Annotated in this window: 14 protein-coding genes; 4 read left to right on the top strand and 10 right to left on the bottom strand. The window is 41.9% G+C overall.

The window, feature by feature from the left end:
* Nucleotides 1-16: 16 nt before the first annotated feature.
* Nucleotides 17-1,153 (bottom strand): hypothetical protein, encoded by a 1,137-nt coding sequence (locus tag RA086_RS00220; protein ID WP_308701921.1) that lies wholly within the window; start codon nucleotides 1,151-1,153, stop codon nucleotides 17-19.
* An 18-nt stretch (nucleotides 1,154-1,171) separates the two neighbouring features.
* Nucleotides 1,172-1,756 (bottom strand): uracil-DNA glycosylase family protein, encoded by a 585-nt coding sequence (locus RA086_RS00215; RefSeq protein WP_308701920.1) that lies wholly within the window; start codon nucleotides 1,754-1,756, stop codon nucleotides 1,172-1,174.
* Between the two features lie 180 nt (nucleotides 1,757-1,936).
* On the opposite strand from RA086_RS00215, the gene RA086_RS00210 reads away from it, so the two are divergent.
* Both RA086_RS00210 and RA086_RS00205 read left to right on the top strand, forming a co-directional pair.
* Complete coding sequence (locus tag RA086_RS00210; RefSeq protein ID WP_308701919.1) at nucleotides 1,937-3,352, top strand: 4-hydroxyphenylacetate 3-hydroxylase N-terminal domain-containing protein; 1,416 nt, start codon at nucleotides 1,937-1,939, stop codon at nucleotides 3,350-3,352.
* Between the two features lie 265 nt (nucleotides 3,353-3,617).
* A complete protein-coding gene (locus RA086_RS00205; RefSeq protein WP_308701918.1) occupies nucleotides 3,618-4,277 on the top strand; it encodes a FusB/FusC family EF-G-binding protein in 660 nt (219 codons plus the stop codon).
* 717 nt (nucleotides 4,278-4,994) lie between these two features.
* Here the strand turns inward: RA086_RS00205 and RA086_RS00200 are convergent.
* Together RA086_RS00200 and RA086_RS00195 are read right to left on the bottom strand one after the other, a co-directional pair.
* Nucleotides 4,995-5,537 carry a plasmid pRiA4b ORF-3 family protein gene (locus tag RA086_RS00200; protein WP_308701917.1) on the bottom strand — a complete coding sequence of 181 codons (543 nt, stop codon included), beginning with the start codon at nucleotides 5,535-5,537 and terminating at the stop codon, nucleotides 4,995-4,997.
* 87 nt (nucleotides 5,538-5,624) lie between these two features.
* The gene (locus RA086_RS00195) at nucleotides 5,625-6,050 is read right to left on the bottom strand and encodes a MarR family winged helix-turn-helix transcriptional regulator (RefSeq protein WP_308701916.1); all 426 of its coding nucleotides are present in this window, start codon (nucleotides 6,048-6,050) and stop codon (nucleotides 5,625-5,627) included.
* Nucleotides 6,051-6,176: 126 nt separating this feature from the next.
* Here RA086_RS00195 and RA086_RS00190 point away from each other — a divergent pair, with 126 nt between their 5' ends.
* Complete coding sequence (locus RA086_RS00190; RefSeq protein WP_308701915.1) at nucleotides 6,177-7,538, top strand: DHA2 family efflux MFS transporter permease subunit; 1,362 nt, start codon at nucleotides 6,177-6,179, stop codon at nucleotides 7,536-7,538.
* 908 nt (nucleotides 7,539-8,446) lie between these two features.
* Nucleotides 8,447-9,274 (top strand): N-acyl homoserine lactonase family protein, encoded by an 828-nt coding sequence (locus RA086_RS00185; protein WP_308701914.1) that lies wholly within the window; start codon nucleotides 8,447-8,449, stop codon nucleotides 9,272-9,274.
* On the opposite strand, the gene RA086_RS00180 is transcribed toward RA086_RS00185, so the two are convergent.
* The 6 genes from RA086_RS00180 to RA086_RS00155 form a co-directional block, all read right to left on the bottom strand.
* Nucleotides 9,258-9,797 (bottom strand): TetR/AcrR family transcriptional regulator, encoded by a 540-nt coding sequence (locus RA086_RS00180; RefSeq protein ID WP_308701913.1) that lies wholly within the window; start codon nucleotides 9,795-9,797, stop codon nucleotides 9,258-9,260. The two genes, RA086_RS00185 and RA086_RS00180, sit on opposite strands and share 17 nt — an antisense overlap.
* A gap of 264 nt (nucleotides 9,798-10,061) precedes the next feature.
* Entirely contained in the window at nucleotides 10,062-11,513 is a 1,452-nt protein-coding gene (locus RA086_RS00175; RefSeq protein ID WP_308701912.1) for a hypothetical protein, read from the bottom strand.
* Nucleotides 11,514-11,782: 269 nt separating this feature from the next.
* Complete coding sequence (gene rlmH, locus RA086_RS00170; protein WP_308701911.1) at nucleotides 11,783-12,262, bottom strand: 23S rRNA (pseudouridine(1915)-N(3))-methyltransferase RlmH; 480 nt, start codon at nucleotides 12,260-12,262, stop codon at nucleotides 11,783-11,785.
* Between the two features lie 546 nt (nucleotides 12,263-12,808).
* Complete coding sequence (locus tag RA086_RS00165) at nucleotides 12,809-14,071, bottom strand: S1C family serine protease (protein ID WP_308701910.1); 1,263 nt, start codon at nucleotides 14,069-14,071, stop codon at nucleotides 12,809-12,811.
* Between the two features lie 113 nt (nucleotides 14,072-14,184).
* Nucleotides 14,185-15,000 carry an MBL fold metallo-hydrolase gene (locus tag RA086_RS00160; protein WP_308701909.1) on the bottom strand — a complete coding sequence of 272 codons (816 nt, stop codon included), beginning with the start codon at nucleotides 14,998-15,000 and terminating at the stop codon, nucleotides 14,185-14,187.
* Between the two features lie 260 nt (nucleotides 15,001-15,260).
* Entirely contained in the window at nucleotides 15,261-16,127 is an 867-nt protein-coding gene (locus tag RA086_RS00155; protein WP_308701908.1) for a two-component system regulatory protein YycI, read from the bottom strand.
* Nucleotides 16,128-16,131 lie beyond the last annotated feature (4 nt).

Here is a 16,131-nt window from a genome sequence, read left to right as displayed (position 1 = left end):
GTGACACCTCCCCCTTCTAACGTCGTTTTTTATTTTTCAAAAGCTCACGGGCCTGTTTCATCGAGATGACTTTACCCGGACCCTTTTGAGACTTCGCCGCTGACGCGGTATCCGCAAAAGGATCCCGATTAGCGGGTAGCGTTTTAATTTTAGACAAACCAGTTTCATCATCACGGTCATCAAATGGCTCATCGTCATCACCAAATAGTTGCTCATACAACTGATCCAATTCGCCACTGTTTTCCACATGAGCCATGAATTTGTCCACTGCGTCTGGATCTTCTGGGTCAATCCCTGCCGCAGTCATTTTCTGATTGATTAGTGACAACGTGTTAGGCTGCAACGCACCATTCTTAGCGTTAGCTAACATCTCGGCTTCGCCAGCTTGCAAATAACGCTGATAATCGGTTGCGCGTTTGCTATTGAGCCAGCCTTGATCGGCTACAAATGTCAAGAAAGCCTTGAGCATCGGCACAATTAGCTTATATTCAGCCGCGGTAAAATCATATTCAGTTACCAATGTTGACCGCAGAATCGCCGTCAAGACTCGCTTGTTCCAAGATTTCGGTGTTTTTCGATAATAATCGTAACCACGTTCAACCAGCTCATTGAAAACAGCGGTTAACAAAGCTTCGGTGACTCCCGTTGGTCGTTGTCGCCACGCTGAACTGTGGTTATAGGCTGTTAACCAATCCTTAGTGTAATTGGCAATATCAAGTGATGTCCGTTCTTGCCAAATAGGCAACTCAGGATCGTCATTAATCCCAGCTGCCCAATCATCATCTGATGGTTCATCAAATGATTGGGCCGGCTGTGCTTCAAAATCTTTCAAGTAAGCCTCTAAAGCTGTCGACGACGCTTTAATCATTTTTTCACGTGCTAAATAGCGCCAAAAGGCCGTGACAATGGTATAAATCGCTTGAAAAGTCTCATCGTTCCCTGCACTTTTATCATTGAACGCTAAATCACGAATTCCCACTAAGAAATCAGTGAGATCTGGCAAATCCCATTTCGACACACTAGTTGGAATAGCGTGCAAGCCGCCCTCAATGCCTTCCTTAATCATGTCAGCGGGATAGTCTGAACAGTCTTGGTACTCCGCTGAATGACGAAAGCCCGACCAATATTTTGAAAGTCTAGTTTGTTTAGTCATTAGTACACCTCGAATAAATTAGTTTTGAGTCATAATCGTCGCGACACGCTGCTGTAACGCTGGCACTACTTTGGTCATGAACCAGGGATGCTGATTCAGCCAACCATAGTTTAATGGTGACGGATGAACAACTGGAAAATAAGTTGGCTCATAAGCTGCGTAATTTTCAACGGTTGCCGTCAACGTTTTTGGTCGTGACGGCAGATAAGCCTTCTGGGCGTATGCCCCAATCAATAGTGTCAGTTGAATCTTTGGCATCAGCTCTAGCAGCGGCGCATGCCATTTTTCGGCAAAGCCTTTCCGCGGTGGCAGATCACCACCATGGGGCTGTTTGCCAGGATAGTAAAAATCTAACGGTAAGACTGCAAACTTACCAGAATGATAAAATTGATCCTTAGTCACACCCAACCAAGCTCGCAGTCGATCCCCACTTGCATCATCCCAAAATGTCATGGAAGCCTGTGCTTGACGACTGGGAGCTTGACTAATCAAGAGAATCTCCGCCTCCGGATCAGTATGATATAACGGTTGGACACCAGCCGCAGTGAACGCTTGGTTTTGCGGATCGGCTTGAATCGCTTGAAACAATTCATCAGCAGTCATGAGTAACCGTCCCCAATTTTAATAATTTTATCTATAGCGTACCATAACTCGTCTTTCTAACCGCTAAATGCAGCTAATTTCAACGAAAAAACCATTATTTTCATCGTTTACGCGATGCAGAGACAAGAAAGCGCTTAATTTGTTATGCTGAATGTGGCTCTCAAAAGGAGGAAAACTAAAATGCACACAATTGAAGCACTCGATGACGGCCGAGCCGTCTACTTGAATGGGAAACAACTTAAAGTCTCTGATGTTCCAATCTTTCGAAAAACGTTAGCGTTAAATAACCAATACTACACACTCCAAAAAACTCATCCGGCAGTTCACACTTATGTTGAGGACGGTAAACGCTATGATATTACCTTTAAAGTTCCCCGCACGGTCGCCGATCTACGCCAAAAGCACTTAGCTTACCAAGAAATTGCTCAAACGAACAATGGGATGTTAGGTCGAACGCCAGACTTTTTGAATACTGGCATGGCAGTCTTGGCTGAGCGCAGCGCCTTCTTGGGTCATAATCAGTGGACCGATTTTGCGGCTAACGCCAAACACTACGCTGAGTGGGTCAAAACTAACGACATCTTCATTAGTCATGCCTTGCAAAATCCTCAACTTGATCGGACCAAACCGATTAACGGCATTCCCAATGGCTACGCTGGGGTACATACCATTGAACGCCGGCCAGATGGCATCGTCGTTTCCGGTGCTAAGATGGTGAATACTATGGCGCCAATTGCCGATGATTTGTTGATCTTCAATCCACCAGAATTATTGTTAGAAAAAGGTGACACTAGTTATGGTGTTGCCTTTGCCACGCCATTAAATACCCCTGGTGTCAAAATTATTTGTCGTAAGTTACTCGATCATCCGGGCTATACTGAAGATGACTATCCCCTCAGCAATGCACTTGATGAGATTGACGCTTACATTATCTTTGACCATGCTTTTATTCCATGGGACAAAGTTTTCGTGGAAAATGACTACGAAATGAGTAACCGTTTCTTCATTGAGACTGGTATTTTCGCGCACACCTCACATCAAGATGAAGTCCGCGGGATTACGAAGCTTGAATTTGCCACCAGCTTGGCGATTCGGGTTGCGCACACCTTAGGCTTGGATCATTTTCTAGGTGTACAAGAAAAGCTAGGCCATTTGACCGCTAATTTGGAATTGATCAAAGGGACAATCACGCGTTCCGAGGATAATGGTCATTTAGATGAGTTCGGAATCTATACGCCAGACTTACAAGCGCTATTAGCTGTCCGAGCCAGTTTACCTGGGTTTTATGAAGAAGCCCTGCAAGTAACACAAAGATTAGCGGCCGGCTCAATGGTTGGCGTACCTGGGTTTGGTGAATTTGATGGTGAAAATGGCGCCATTTTAGAGCAAGCCCTGACAACCAGTTTAGCTGGGGCTCAGGATCGTTCAAAATTGCTCAACCTGGCCTTTGATTTGTCGAGTTCTGGCTTTGGTCAACGACAACTAATGTATGAATATTATCATGGTGGTGACCCGATGCGGATTCGTTCAAAACACTATTTGGATGAAGATTTGAGCGCTGGCAATGCCATGCTGGATCAACTATTAAATCACTAACATAAAAGCCAAACGATCCCGATGCCCATTAAAAACGGCATTGTCGTTTGGCTTTTCTTTAATAGACGATGTTCCACGTGAAACAATATTGCTATTCAACTTGAATTTTTGTATACTACTATCACTTCGCCCCATTGGTAAAGCAAGGAGATGATTGACAATGATGGCGTCATTATTAGTACAGAAGAGTGCTGCTTGTTAGCGACACTTTTCTGCAAAACCTTTCAGAGAAGTGTCTAGTTTGAATCTGAAAGGAAATTTATTTATGAAAACGACAATTACCACCTATGAATATAGTTATATCACCCAACAAGTTAACAATTTGACTAGTGCCTATCTAGCGGTCAATGATGCTCAAATTCGACTCGCCATACGGGCCAAGACGATTGCTCAGATAACACCATTGCTTCCTAGTGAAAGTCTAGATGCGCAACAATTTTTAACCGGCTTAGCAACTGACCGACTCTCACGAACGGCTGCTACAAAATTGCTTGAATTATTAGTCCCATTGGTAGAACCTTTTCCAACACTCTCAACTAAACAACTGAGCAAGATTTTTCGAAAAGTTAAAAAGTTGAAGCAGCCAGAATGGGCCAATTTACAGTTACATGAATTAACTTATTTGGGATGGAATGACGGTGGTAACCAAAAGAAATATCTCGTGGCACCCTTTGAAGACCGTTTAATCGGCATTCAAGGTGAATTCTCCCCGCAAACCATTAAGGGGGTCTGTGCCATTTGCCAAACAATCGGTAATGTCGCCTTGTTTCTCTCAACGACTAAATCATCTGGCTTGGGAACTTATACCAAGAAAGGCAACTATATTTGCCGTGATAGCAACCAATGTAATCGACAACTGACTAATCTAGAGACTTTAACCGAATTTTTGACTGTGGTACAGCCACAACGTCGAAATCGGAAATAAAAAATAGTAACTAAAGAGCGTCCAATTGTGCGGTAACAACGCCATTGGACGCTCTTTGACATACTTTCATGTATTGAGCAATCACCAAAAAAGCGGTTCTAGGTTTCAACGTGGATACTTGATTTTTGATTGAATCATTACGATCAGTGCCCCACACTTCATTGAATCAATAAGCCGCAACTCTTGAATATTATTTTACGGCCAAATATATGCACAAAAATCAACCAAGTACCTTGAGTCGTTAGACGATAAAACACTTGGTTGATTTTCTAATTGTAGATAGAATTTGGCCGTGATTGTTTTTTTGACTGTTTTTGAGCTTCGTGAATAGATTAGGAATTTAAATGTGAATACGAGCCTAAAACAAGTTTCGCCATCACTGAAATCAAATTGCTATTGCTTGGAATCCGCCGCAGTTTATTCACTCAGTAAGACTTAATTTTGAAAATAAGTCGTCCAAAGATACGCTAAAATCATTAAAAAAAGCTGATTTTGTCAGGTCATGGCACAACCTTTTGACAAAATCAGCTTTTTTATATGCCCTCACACGTGAGAAGTACGACTTGTCGACTCCCAACACCAAGGTATCATTAAAATCAGCCCTACATCCGTGGGGAATACTATTAAAAATCAGGCTTTACCTTCCTAATCATTGGATCACCCCCATAGCTGGGGAACATAATTATAATATACCGCAAGTAAAAATAATTTGCGCGATTAGTAATCACTTTCAGGATTCAATCCCATATCGTCTGCACGAATAAGTTGCTCGCCCGCACGTGACCACAGTTTCAAACGACTATTCAAGTCTTGCCGATTAAATGGCAAGGCATATTTAGGATCCTGCCCATCTTCGGCACAATTAGCGCCCCGACTCCAGGTACAACTTGGCACTTGAACGTGCTTAATTTCATCGAAAGTTAGCATCCGCTTCAAAATAATCTCATGTTCCCAGCTTTCACCAAAATCATAAGTATAAATCAGCTTAGTTTGTTGTAAATCAGGGAACAGATACGCTTGATCCGCTGGAATCTGTTCAGCTACGAGACTCATATCATCCACATAGCCAACATATTCAAGATCCGGTTGTTGCGGTAATTCGAATTTATATAAATGAGAATTAGTCCAGCCAAACGCGAGCTGAATCAGCACATGTAACTGGTCATAACGGATCGTCACAGGCACGATCAGCTTTCGTGAGACTGCGGGTGCAACATTTTTTAACCGAATTAATATTTCCATGGCTGCATTTTCTGGCATATTTTCACGTTCTTTCACTTTTCAAAATTCAATTTGGTACGTTCGATCCTATTGTAATAGGGCGCAATCAAACTTTCAAGCCCACTATTAGTCCTTATATTTAGCTTCTAATCGTGCCAATAACTGCTGAAATTGTGCGACATCCGTTAGCTGCACAGACGCAACAATACGATTCAATTGGTTGAAAACCTCGTTGATCTTATGCGCTGCTTTTTCGCCTTCTGGCAGCAAAAAGATCTGCTTCATGTGTGAGTTAATTGGATTAACGCGTCGAATAATTAAATTCTGCTTCTCCAATTTTTTGATCATATTAGTTAGCGTGGCCGGCTGCACATTTAAATATTCAGCTAAATTAGCTTGATTAGTTCCAGCGACATCACTCACATAATGCAGGAGTCGGGCGTGATCCATTCGAATCCCAATATCCGCCAACCGACGTTGAATAATCTGGCCCTCTAATTGACCAACTTGATAAATTAGTTCTGCCGTTGTTACTGGATGTTGCAAGGACATCTGACCATCTCACCTTCATATTGTAATTAAAATATAGTTTGATTGACTTATAAAATTAAGTGGTGTAGCATTTTTGTTGTTTAAGTTGTAACTACAACTTAAACAAATTCTCCGAGGAGGTCCATCATGGCTGACACTAAAAGCTATCACATCAAAACCATTCTTATCATATTTATGCTAGGCGCATTCATTTCGATTCTCAATCAGACCTTGCTCTTCACTGCATTTCCTGACATTATGGCCACTTTTGGCGTCAGCAATAATACTGTTCAATGGCTGACAACTGCCTACATGCTTGTAAATGGTGTGTGGATCCCGGTCACCGCATTTTTGATTAGTCGCTTTACGACACGCCAACTCACCCTATTTGCAGTTGGTACTTTTACACTGGGCACCTTACTATCGGCAATAGCCGTTAATTTCAGTATGCTACTGATTTCTCGACTCATCCAAGCGATCGGCGCTGGAATTATCATCCCATTAATGCAAGTGGTGATGTTTACAATCGTCAGAAAAGACCAGCATGGCACCGTTATGGGAATAATTGGCCTAACAACTGGCTTTGCCCCTTTGATCGGTCCGACTATCGCCGGTTTCATCATTAGCAAGCTGTCCTGGCGTTTTCTGTTTTGGTTAGTTTTCCCTATTGGCGTTGGCTTGATCATTGCCACAATTTTTGGCATGCAAAACGTTGGTCATCCTAGTCCTGACAATAAACTTGACTATCGCTCAGTCACTTATTCAACAGTCGGATTTGGCTTATTACTTTACGGTACGGGTAGCCTCGGCCAAAATAAACAGCTTGGGCTCATCGCGATTGTCAGCGGCCTAATCGTTATTGCCAGCTTCATTTATCGTCAAATGAAGCTGACTAAGCCGATGCTAGATTTTCACATTTTTAAAAATCGCCAATTCACTTTATCACTAATCCTAGTCGTTTTATCGTTCGTTACCTTGATTGGACCACAAGCCATTATTCCAACTTTAGTACAATCGGCCATGCACCACACTGCCCTGACGTCAGCGCTCGTTTTATTACCAGGAGCCCTCGCTAGTGGCTTAACTTCGCTGGTTGCGGGGAAATTATATGATCATGTTGGCGGTAAAATACTAGGAATCATCGGTAGTCTCACCGTAGCCATCTCAATGATACCATTCCTATTTCTAACAGCGCATACTTCATTACTCTTGATGACTTTTTGCTTGATTCTAAAAATGATCGGCAATTCTTTAGTGATGACCCCTTTAACAACAGAAGCGCTAAACGTCTTACCAGCAGCATTATTAAAACATGGTACTGCGATGGTCAACACTTTCCGACAAGTTGGTGGCTCAATTGGAACCAGCCTATTAGTCGTCATTCAGGCTTTCTTTAGCACAACGTCTCAATTTACCGGAGCCCGAGCCTTTTTTGCCAGCATTATCATAATTGGCTTCATTCGATTTGTGATTGCGTTAATGCTCAAACCAAGTAACACTACTGATTAGACGACTTACGTACACTTTTAACCAACTACTCAAAAGCATCTATCTCCTCGTCATTCAATTCGCATTATGATTGCAATTTGCAGTAAATAATTCAACGCCATGAATTCCAAGAGCCAGTATATGAAATGCTTTTTTAGCGTCACTTATGATACGGAGATCCGTATCATACTAATCTGAAATTATTTCAATCAATTGATTTAAGTATGGTATACTGATTCTCAAAAGTAAACTATGCATACAGCCTTAGAGCTCGTGGGTTCGATTCCCACTCCTGCTATCTGATATTACCGGCTCTAAGCACCGCGCTCCAATCTCTATTCTTAAGTTGTCTCTACGATTCCTTGAAAGAGGTAATGGATATGCATATTTTACTCTCCATCTTAGCTGTGTCTCTGGTTTACTTGCCAGCAGGATGCTTAATCCGGTGCAGGGGTAATTTGTAAATCACTCATAGCTAATGGATCTGGGCTAGTTTAACTACTAGCTCATTTTTTATACAATGAACTCAATTCCATCGTTCTAAGGAATAAACAGGTCACATTCATTTCGTAAGGAGTAGAAACGTCTGCAGTCTGACGCGAATGGTCCTAATATGTCAGCAATTACCCACTAGGATTTAAAAAATACGCAGACCCCCTTTAACCCAATATATCACTTGAGGTTTAATCGCATCACTTGTGGTAAGGACTTCCATATCAATCGTTTCTATGGTAAATGATGAATTCATTATTCCTAAACAGCAGACACACACTGTGGAAATGCCTCAATCAATATATCTAATTTTGTGCCTTACGAGACACTTACTGGTATGATTGTCCCTTTTGACACACCTGCCGTCAAAGTGATTCTACCCATACACTTGTCTTCCCCGTATGCTAAAGACATACGAATTGGAGGCACATCACATCATGACTGATCAAATAAAAATTCACGTTTTACACACCGGGCTCGTTAAGGTCGACAAGGCTTTGCCGTTTCACGGTCTATACCGTAATCCCTTGGCCTTTACTGGTTTATTTCGTTCAGAGAAGAATCAAACCACATTACCAGTTTCTAGTTACTTGATTGAACACCCCCGGGGCCTAATTTTGATTGATACCGGCTGGAACAAACAAATCCGCACCAGCAACTGGAAAGAACTAGGTTTGCAGGTTCAGATCAATACGGGCTATCTCCCGACTGGCTGGGCAGTCGATGAGCGCATGAAGGCCTTAGGACATCGTCCTGAGGACCTCGACTATGTGTTGTTAAGCCACTTACACTGCGATCACGTCAGTGGCCTCAAGCACGTCGCCAATGCCAAGAAGATCCTAGTATCCGCTCCTGAATGGCGCGTTGCCAATCACACACCAATGGTCTATCTGCCCAGTGAATGGCACGGTGTCAACGTTCAAACTTACGAATACCAAAACACCGGCTTTGGTCCCACAGGCGAAAGTTATGATATCTTTGGTGATGGCAGTGTCTTACAAATTCATACTGCAGGTCACGCGACTGGCATGTCAGCAACGTTGGTCCGCGGTTGCGATGGCCGTTACGTCTTACTCGCAGCAGACGTCGGTTACGCTAATCGTTCATGGGAAGAGATGCTAACACCCGGCATCTGCACCAGTCGTAAAGCTGCCATCACTAGCCTTGGTTGGGTGCGTGAGATGGCCCATGATCCAAACTGTATTGAAGCACTTGCCAATCACGATACCAATACTGATCAACATGTGATCACGCTTCCGTATTAAGCACCAATTTCATTAACTGATTCATAAAATGTGAAATGGCTTCAGGTTCCCCATGACGCAACGCCCAGCTGATTGCAGTCAAAGCAGTGGTTGAATATAATTCCAACGCAAAGCCTTGAGGGATTGCTAAAGTCACCTTGGGAAACAAAGTCCGCGCATGACGGGCAAGGCTATTAAGATAGCGATCACTTAGATCGCCATCTTTTTCGTGTATCTGTAGTAAGCATGTGATGGCCCCTGCATCGCCTTCGAGTTGTCGATACAATACCAACAATGGCTGATCTTCCGTAATGCCCGCTACTCGTTGGTCTAATAACCGATCAAATACGTCTACACGCTGTGTCACCATCTCTTCAAGCAACGCATACTTGTCAGCATAGTGATGGTAAAACGTACTACGTCCCACCAATGCTTGCGTACAGATGTCATTGACAGTGACTTCGTTGAATCGCTTATTCTTAAGGCAAGCGATCAAACCCATTTGAATATCCCGTTGACTCTTAAACTTACGCAAATCGGCCATTAAAGACACCTCCAGCCCTATCATACCTTAAAAACACATCGTCAAGATTGAATATCGTCAACATATCACTTGCGATATATGCCTAGCAACGATTAATCCTAGGAAAAACCGCATCATTTATGATACGGCGATCCATATCATACCTAGGCGCTGTTTACAATCGGGTAACTAATAACTTAGTGGTTAAAACCACAGCACTTATAATATCGGCATAGTCTATCTCTACAAGTCGATATGAACCCTAAGTAATAAATAATAGACCTATCAAGAACTAATTAACGACATTAGTTTATCAAATGCATCTAACTGTCCCCTAACATTATTAACCGATATTCTCTTTCTATCTGATAAGCTGCCATGTATAAACTCGTTTCGGTTATGACGTATAGTAGAAATTAGTTTATTCATTTCTGTTTTTGAAATATTTCCGGAAAAAGTTTTAGATTCAGTCCAGAGGATTTTATAAATTGCATACATGGAAGTTCCCGAGGGCTTTATATCTTTCCGCTGTACAGCCGTCTTATATTGCTCTTCCGTTAAATAATCACGTAAAAAGAAGTCCTGATATGGTTTTAGACCAAAGTAAAAATTCGCTTCATATTTTCCCTCACTCAAAGAAACTATTTGGGGGCAAACTACACTGTAAGTGAAATTTTCAAATGCAATATTTAACAATAAAACACATTCGCGCAAATCTTCTGTTAATAAATATGTTTGCGCACCTAAAAACATTTTTTTGTATAATTCAATTGGTTTTTCCTCACTAATATCACCAATTTCAACTGATGTTGAATCTGTTGACAGAATGTACTCTCCTCTGTCATACATTAAAATCTTTCGAAATATTACATCATCTGCACCGTAATTAATCGAATGGCCATCTACCATTGATGGATATATCTTTTTTACCCAATACTCATTAGTCTTCAATCTATATCTGTCAATTACTAAGTTAACAATTTTGCAAACCTTTTCTTGCATAACAGATGCCGTCTTATCAATTGGACTCACTTTCTCACACGAAAGATACCTATTAATCTTGATATTCCATGTTGAATTGCCAACCTGGGATTCCCGATCCTGATTGCGTATCAATACACCATTTGTCTGAATTGGCGTATTATTAACCATTCCGGACTCACAAGTTACCTCTGCTATAATGTTTTCTTTCTCTAGTTCTACGTGAACAACATTACTAATACTTTTAATTGCAATAGGTACAGTAAATTTTGTTTCCGTCCACAAGCCTTGGCCATCTTTAACCGCCTTTAAAATTTCAATATCTTCTCTATAGATATCCTTCAAAGCTGACGTCTCTGGATATTCATTAAGATCCGTAATAAATTGAAAGTACTTTCTTGCTCGTTTTAATTTGGTTTCATCACCATTTTCTAGAAATAACATTAACAATATCTTTACTGCTTCTATATAAAAATGTACTTTATTATTAGATAATTCCCTTTCAAATCTAGTATGTTGAATTGTTTTATTCATCCACACACATGAATCATTATATTGTCCACCTGTAAAAAGATAGTCATATTTTCCTCTATATATGACATACATTTTAGGTTCAATCATCCCCTGTTGAACTTCAGTAAGATTTCCATATTGCTGCAACACTACTTCCAAAACTTTTTGATCTGTAAATTTCGAATCAATAAATCTCTGAATATTCAATTGTATAACATCTAACGATTCTTTACTTTCCATCATATTTCTCCTCGCCAATACCATCTAACTTCTTTTTATTAATGTTAATTTGTTTATTTATGATTATGGTACCGCAACTAGCTATAGACACCGAAATATCAACCAATTTACAACTCCATGAATTTCAAACACTGAACCTGTGGGACGCCATTTTAGCGTCACTTGTGATAAGGACTTCTCTAACGATATAAGTAGCTATAAACGCCGAATTACCAACTAATTTACGACTTCATGCATCCCAAGCGCCAAGCCTATAAGACGCTTTTTTAGCGTCACTTATGGTAGGGTGACCCAATGTTAATCATAAACGCCCGATACACCTGTTCCGTCAGCACCAACCTCATCAATTGATGAGGCAGCGTAAAGCGACCGAATGAGATTTGCGTATCCGCACGTTTTAAGACTTCCGGAGCCAATCCTAACGAGCCACCGATGACAAAATCAATATCACTGTGTCCATAAGTCGTTAGTTTATCTATTTCAGCAGCAAATTCTTCACTAGAACGTTCCTTTCCTAGAATAGCCAACGCATACACGTAATCGCGATCCTTGATTTTATCTAAAATCCGATCGCCTTCTTTTTCCATGACATTAGCCATCTCTGCGTTACTTAATGACTCTGGTGCCTTTTCATCAGGAACTTCAACAATCTGGAATTTTGCAAATTTACTCATCCGTTTCGCATATTCCGCAATCCCCTGTTTGAAGTACTTTTCCTTTAATTTACCAACACAGATAATTTTGATGTTCATAATTTACCACCTTTGCACAAGTTATCAACAAAGTTATCCACAGGTGTATAACTCAGTTTCCTATATATTGTGTTGAACGTATGTTTGCCACAACATTTATTTAGGGTCGTTTTGTCAAGTTAGCCGGAACTTATCCACAGTTTTCCACAGCAACATTCGTTCGTAGACGCCGGTTACAAATCCCATTATATCAACAATCACAACAAATTAAAATAAATTTTGAAAATTTAGTCCACAACCAAAAGCACCACCTGTGGATAACTTTTGAACAAGCCCCATTGCCGTTCTGGCGCTTGTTAATAAATTACCACAACCAAACTCAAAAGTTATCCCCGAAGTTATGCACAATTTATGTCTAACCCGTTGCCCGGGTAAAAATGGTTTTCACGCCTAATTCTGATTTCGTTCGGCTTTATTTGCACCAACGACCATGACACGCCACTAACAGGCTGTTTTGAAAAACGTTTCTTCGGTTTTTCCAATTTAAGCCTAAAAAGAGCGTCAAGACGCGATCGGCATCTTGACGCTCTTATGAAAGCTTAATCTTTAATTAGATTGCTTCGTTAATGTTTTAGTCGTTTCTGTTAGTTTCATATTTGCGGTCTTTAACGACCCATTATGATAATACTTCACAGTTACCGTATCATTGACCTGATGCTCATACAGTGCCGTCCGTAAGGTTGCTAGACTGGTAATCTTCTTACCGCCTAACTCCGTAATGACATCATATTTTGTTAATCCAGCTGCTTTTGCCGGTGAACCCGCATAGGTCTTCATGATAACGACCCCTTTAGTCATGCTGGCTGGCAACTTCAAGACTGACTTCCGATCACTGGCCGAGATATTAGACAAATTATATGTCGCAACCCCTAACGCTGGCCGAACAACTTCACCATTTTCAACTAACTCATTAATTATTTTAACCACTTCGTTACTTGGAATCGCGAAGCCCATGCCTTCGACACTCGTTCCCGAGCTATCGGAAGACAACTTCATTGAGTTGATCCCAATGACTTGGCCCGCTAAATTGAAGAGCGGCCCACCAGAGTTCCCAGGGTTAATCGCTGCATCCGTCTGAATAACCGTCGCATACCCTGTCTGTTGACCAGATGTATTCGTCGTCGCGATCGTCCGTTTCTTCGCGGAAATAATCCCTTCCGTTAAGGTCGTCGCATAGTTAGAACCTAATGGTGACCCAATGGCTAAGGCATTTTCACCAACTTCGATATTATCGGAGTTACCGAAACTAGCCGTCTTCGTCACTTTGGCAGAATTAATCTTCAAAACGGCCAAGTCGGTCACTGAATCGGTCCCAACCAATTTAGCTGACAACTTCGTCCCATTACTCATGATCACTTGAATGGCGTTTGAGCCGCTCACCACGTGATTATTCGTCACGATGTAAGCCACATTACCACTCTTCTTGTAAATCAGCCCAGAGCCTTCACTGTACTCTTGCAACTTACTGCTGCTAGATGAGCTGGAGCTAGAACTATCGCTATTCGAACCATCCGTACCGCCCAAAATCCCACTCCAACCACTCGAAGTGCTTTGCTTCTGCAAGTTGATTACGGAGACCACGGCGGCTTTATTATTCTTAAAGACTTTCGTGGCTTGGGAACTGACATTAACTTTCACATTGGTGGTACCCGTTGAACCCGATTTATTGGACCCGGTTGGAACACTGGTCGAAGATGTTGTGACATTATTATTGCTGAAATAATTGATGCCACCGTAAGCGATCCCGCCACCTAACAAGCCGGCAATGAGAGCAGTTACAGCGACCTTGACTAATGAGTTGTTTGTCATAATTTCGCGTCGAAACGCGATCCCTCCCTACTTAGTACTAAGTTTTAAGTTTATTTTAGCTAAAAAGTGTGATTTTTCTATGACTGAATGATTGTGTAACTGTTAAATCGTTACTAGAGCGTCACTAGTTTAGTCGCCGTTTCAGGATCCGTATCATAGATTTGGAAATCGTGTTCTACCCCGAAGTCGTGTGCTTTCATCATCGAGGCAACCGTCAAATGCGCCAAAGTCTTCATATTGTTATCTTGACTCCGATGACCTAAGTAAATTCGCTTCGTCCGTTGACCGATCACATCCATTAATGCATTCGCACTATCTTCATTTGATAAATGCCCCTCATCACCGAGGATTCGTTGTTTTAGTGGCCAAGGATAGCGGCCCATCCGCAACATTTCTAAATCGTGGTTACATTCAAATAAATAGCCATCGGCATCGCTAATGACCCCTTCGACGTGTTCAGAAACGTAACCCGTATCGGTGATAATGACGAAGGATTTGCCGGCGTGGTGCAATTCATAAAATTGCGGCTCAGCAGCATCGTGGGAAACACTGAAGGATTCGATATCCAAGTCTCCCAAACCAAGGGTGGTATTGGGATCAAAGACATGTTTAAGCTCAGTCGGAACCTCACCAATTTTGTGCGCCATGGCGTCCCAAGTCCCCTGATTAGCGTACACATCTAGGCCATATTTTCGTGCCAAAATGCCCGCTGAATGACAGTGATCGGTATGTTCGTGCGTGACAAACAAACTATCGACTTCATTAATATCACGGCCAATCGAACTCATCAAATTGGCGATCTTTTTCCCACTCAAACCAGCGTCGACTAACACTTTATGTTCTGGCGTTTCGATATAAGTGACATTCCCAGTACTCCCAGAAGCCAACACACTAACTTGCATTTGATCTGTTGCTAATTTTAATACCATTATTTAGGTTCTTCCCATCTCTGAATTCAGTGACTACTCTTAGTTATGATACACGCTTTTAGGGCTAGAGTGCAACTTGCGGCGCCCAACTACCGAGCATAGCCTAGCCAATGGCTCACTCGGCGTTGTTCCGAGTTAGTCATTGGCGTAGCTAAGCGGAGGTCGTTGCCGCAAGTTGCACGTTTCGACTATAAATATTAGAACCAACTGCCATCAAAAAAAACGCCGGAACCAAAATTCCCGACGTCTTCAACTCAATCTTATTCTGCATGCCAAATCATCCCAGCGGTGCTACTTTCCACACTCGCAGCTTCCGTCGTTGTTTCCGTGCTACCGTTCTTCATCGCTGCGCCCGTAAAGGCGTTGATGCGGTGCACACTGTAATTGGCACTGTTCTTGCTTTTGACCGCGAAAATCCAAGTAGGCACGTACACGCTACTATCTTTCAACTTCAATAGCCGTGAATAGCCCAACTTGCCCCACACGATACGGGAATTATTGGAAACTTGATTATATTGGTACAAAGCCACTAAAGCTTTCTTTTCACTAATCGTGACCGCTTTTTCACGCAATGTTTTCACGCTATTCACGTAAGACTGCGTGTAACTCACTAATTGCCGATTCTTGTTGACCATCAAATGTAATTGACCAGTCGCCGTCAGGATTTCACCATCCGCCACTTTTTGGACGTATACATAGTCGCCCGTAGACGACAAAGCGGCAGAATAGACGTATTCATCCCCATGGATCACGTTAGCCGATTGTTTCACGAAACTATCGAGATCAACTTGTGGATGATCTTTATCAATGGTCATCGTGGTATGCAACGTACTGGTCAATTTACTACTCGTCAATAATCGCGCCGTCTGTTCAGTTAACTGATCTAAATGTTGTTTCAAACCACTGTCATTATTGCCAGCAATGTAATAGCCGGTGCCCTCTTTACTGCTCGGGTCGCTGAAACTAATATTGTCATCCCGCATTTCACGAATAACCGTCGTTGCCGTATCACTTGATGACTTAGTGCTCGTATCACTTGAACTGGTCTGAACAAACATGTAGACCAAGAAGATATCGAGCACCACGAAGGCCGTCACGAAAATCCATTCAATTCTTCGAAAGTTCATTCCG

Origin of the sequence: Lactiplantibacillus brownii (assembly GCF_031085375.1) — a bacterium.
In the GTDB taxonomy this organism is placed as follows: Bacteria; Bacillota; Bacilli; order Lactobacillales; family Lactobacillaceae; genus Lactiplantibacillus; species Lactiplantibacillus brownii.
Note: the sequence above shows the minus strand (reverse complement) of the source record. Positions and strands in the feature narration are given on the sequence as shown.

Coding starts and splice junctions, on each gene's coding strand:
- RA086_RS00210 (WP_308701919.1), top strand. CDS start 1,937: ATGCACACAATTGAAGCACTCGATGACGGCCGAGCCGTCTACTTGAAT.
- RA086_RS00160 (WP_308701909.1), bottom strand. CDS start 15,000: ATGGTATTAAAATTAGCAACAGATCAAATGCAAGTTAGTGTGTTGGCT.
- rlmH (WP_308701911.1), bottom strand. CDS start 12,262: ATGAACATCAAAATTATCTGTGTTGGTAAATTAAAGGAAAAGTACTTC.
- RA086_RS00175 (WP_308701912.1), bottom strand. CDS start 11,513: ATGATGGAAAGTAAAGAATCGTTAGATGTTATACAATTGAATATTCAG.
- RA086_RS00190 (WP_308701915.1), top strand. CDS start 6,177: ATGGCTGACACTAAAAGCTATCACATCAAAACCATTCTTATCATATTT.
- RA086_RS00195 (WP_308701916.1), bottom strand. CDS start 6,050: ATGTCCTTGCAACATCCAGTAACAACGGCAGAACTAATTTATCAAGTT.
- RA086_RS00205 (WP_308701918.1), top strand. CDS start 3,618: ATGAAAACGACAATTACCACCTATGAATATAGTTATATCACCCAACAA.
- RA086_RS00215 (WP_308701920.1), bottom strand. CDS start 1,756: ATGACTGCTGATGAATTGTTTCAAGCGATTCAAGCCGATCCGCAAAAC.
- RA086_RS00200 (WP_308701917.1), bottom strand. CDS start 5,537: ATGCCAGAAAATGCAGCCATGGAAATATTAATTCGGTTAAAAAATGTT.
- RA086_RS00185 (WP_308701914.1), top strand. CDS start 8,447: ATGACTGATCAAATAAAAATTCACGTTTTACACACCGGGCTCGTTAAG.
- RA086_RS00180 (WP_308701913.1), bottom strand. CDS start 9,797: ATGGCCGATTTGCGTAAGTTTAAGAGTCAACGGGATATTCAAATGGGT.
- RA086_RS00165 (WP_308701910.1), bottom strand. CDS start 14,071: ATGACAAACAACTCATTAGTCAAGGTCGCTGTAACTGCTCTCATTGCC.
- RA086_RS00220 (WP_308701921.1), bottom strand. CDS start 1,153: ATGACTAAACAAACTAGACTTTCAAAATATTGGTCGGGCTTTCGTCAT.
- RA086_RS00155 (WP_308701908.1), bottom strand. CDS start 16,127: ATGAACTTTCGAAGAATTGAATGGATTTTCGTGACGGCCTTCGTGGTG.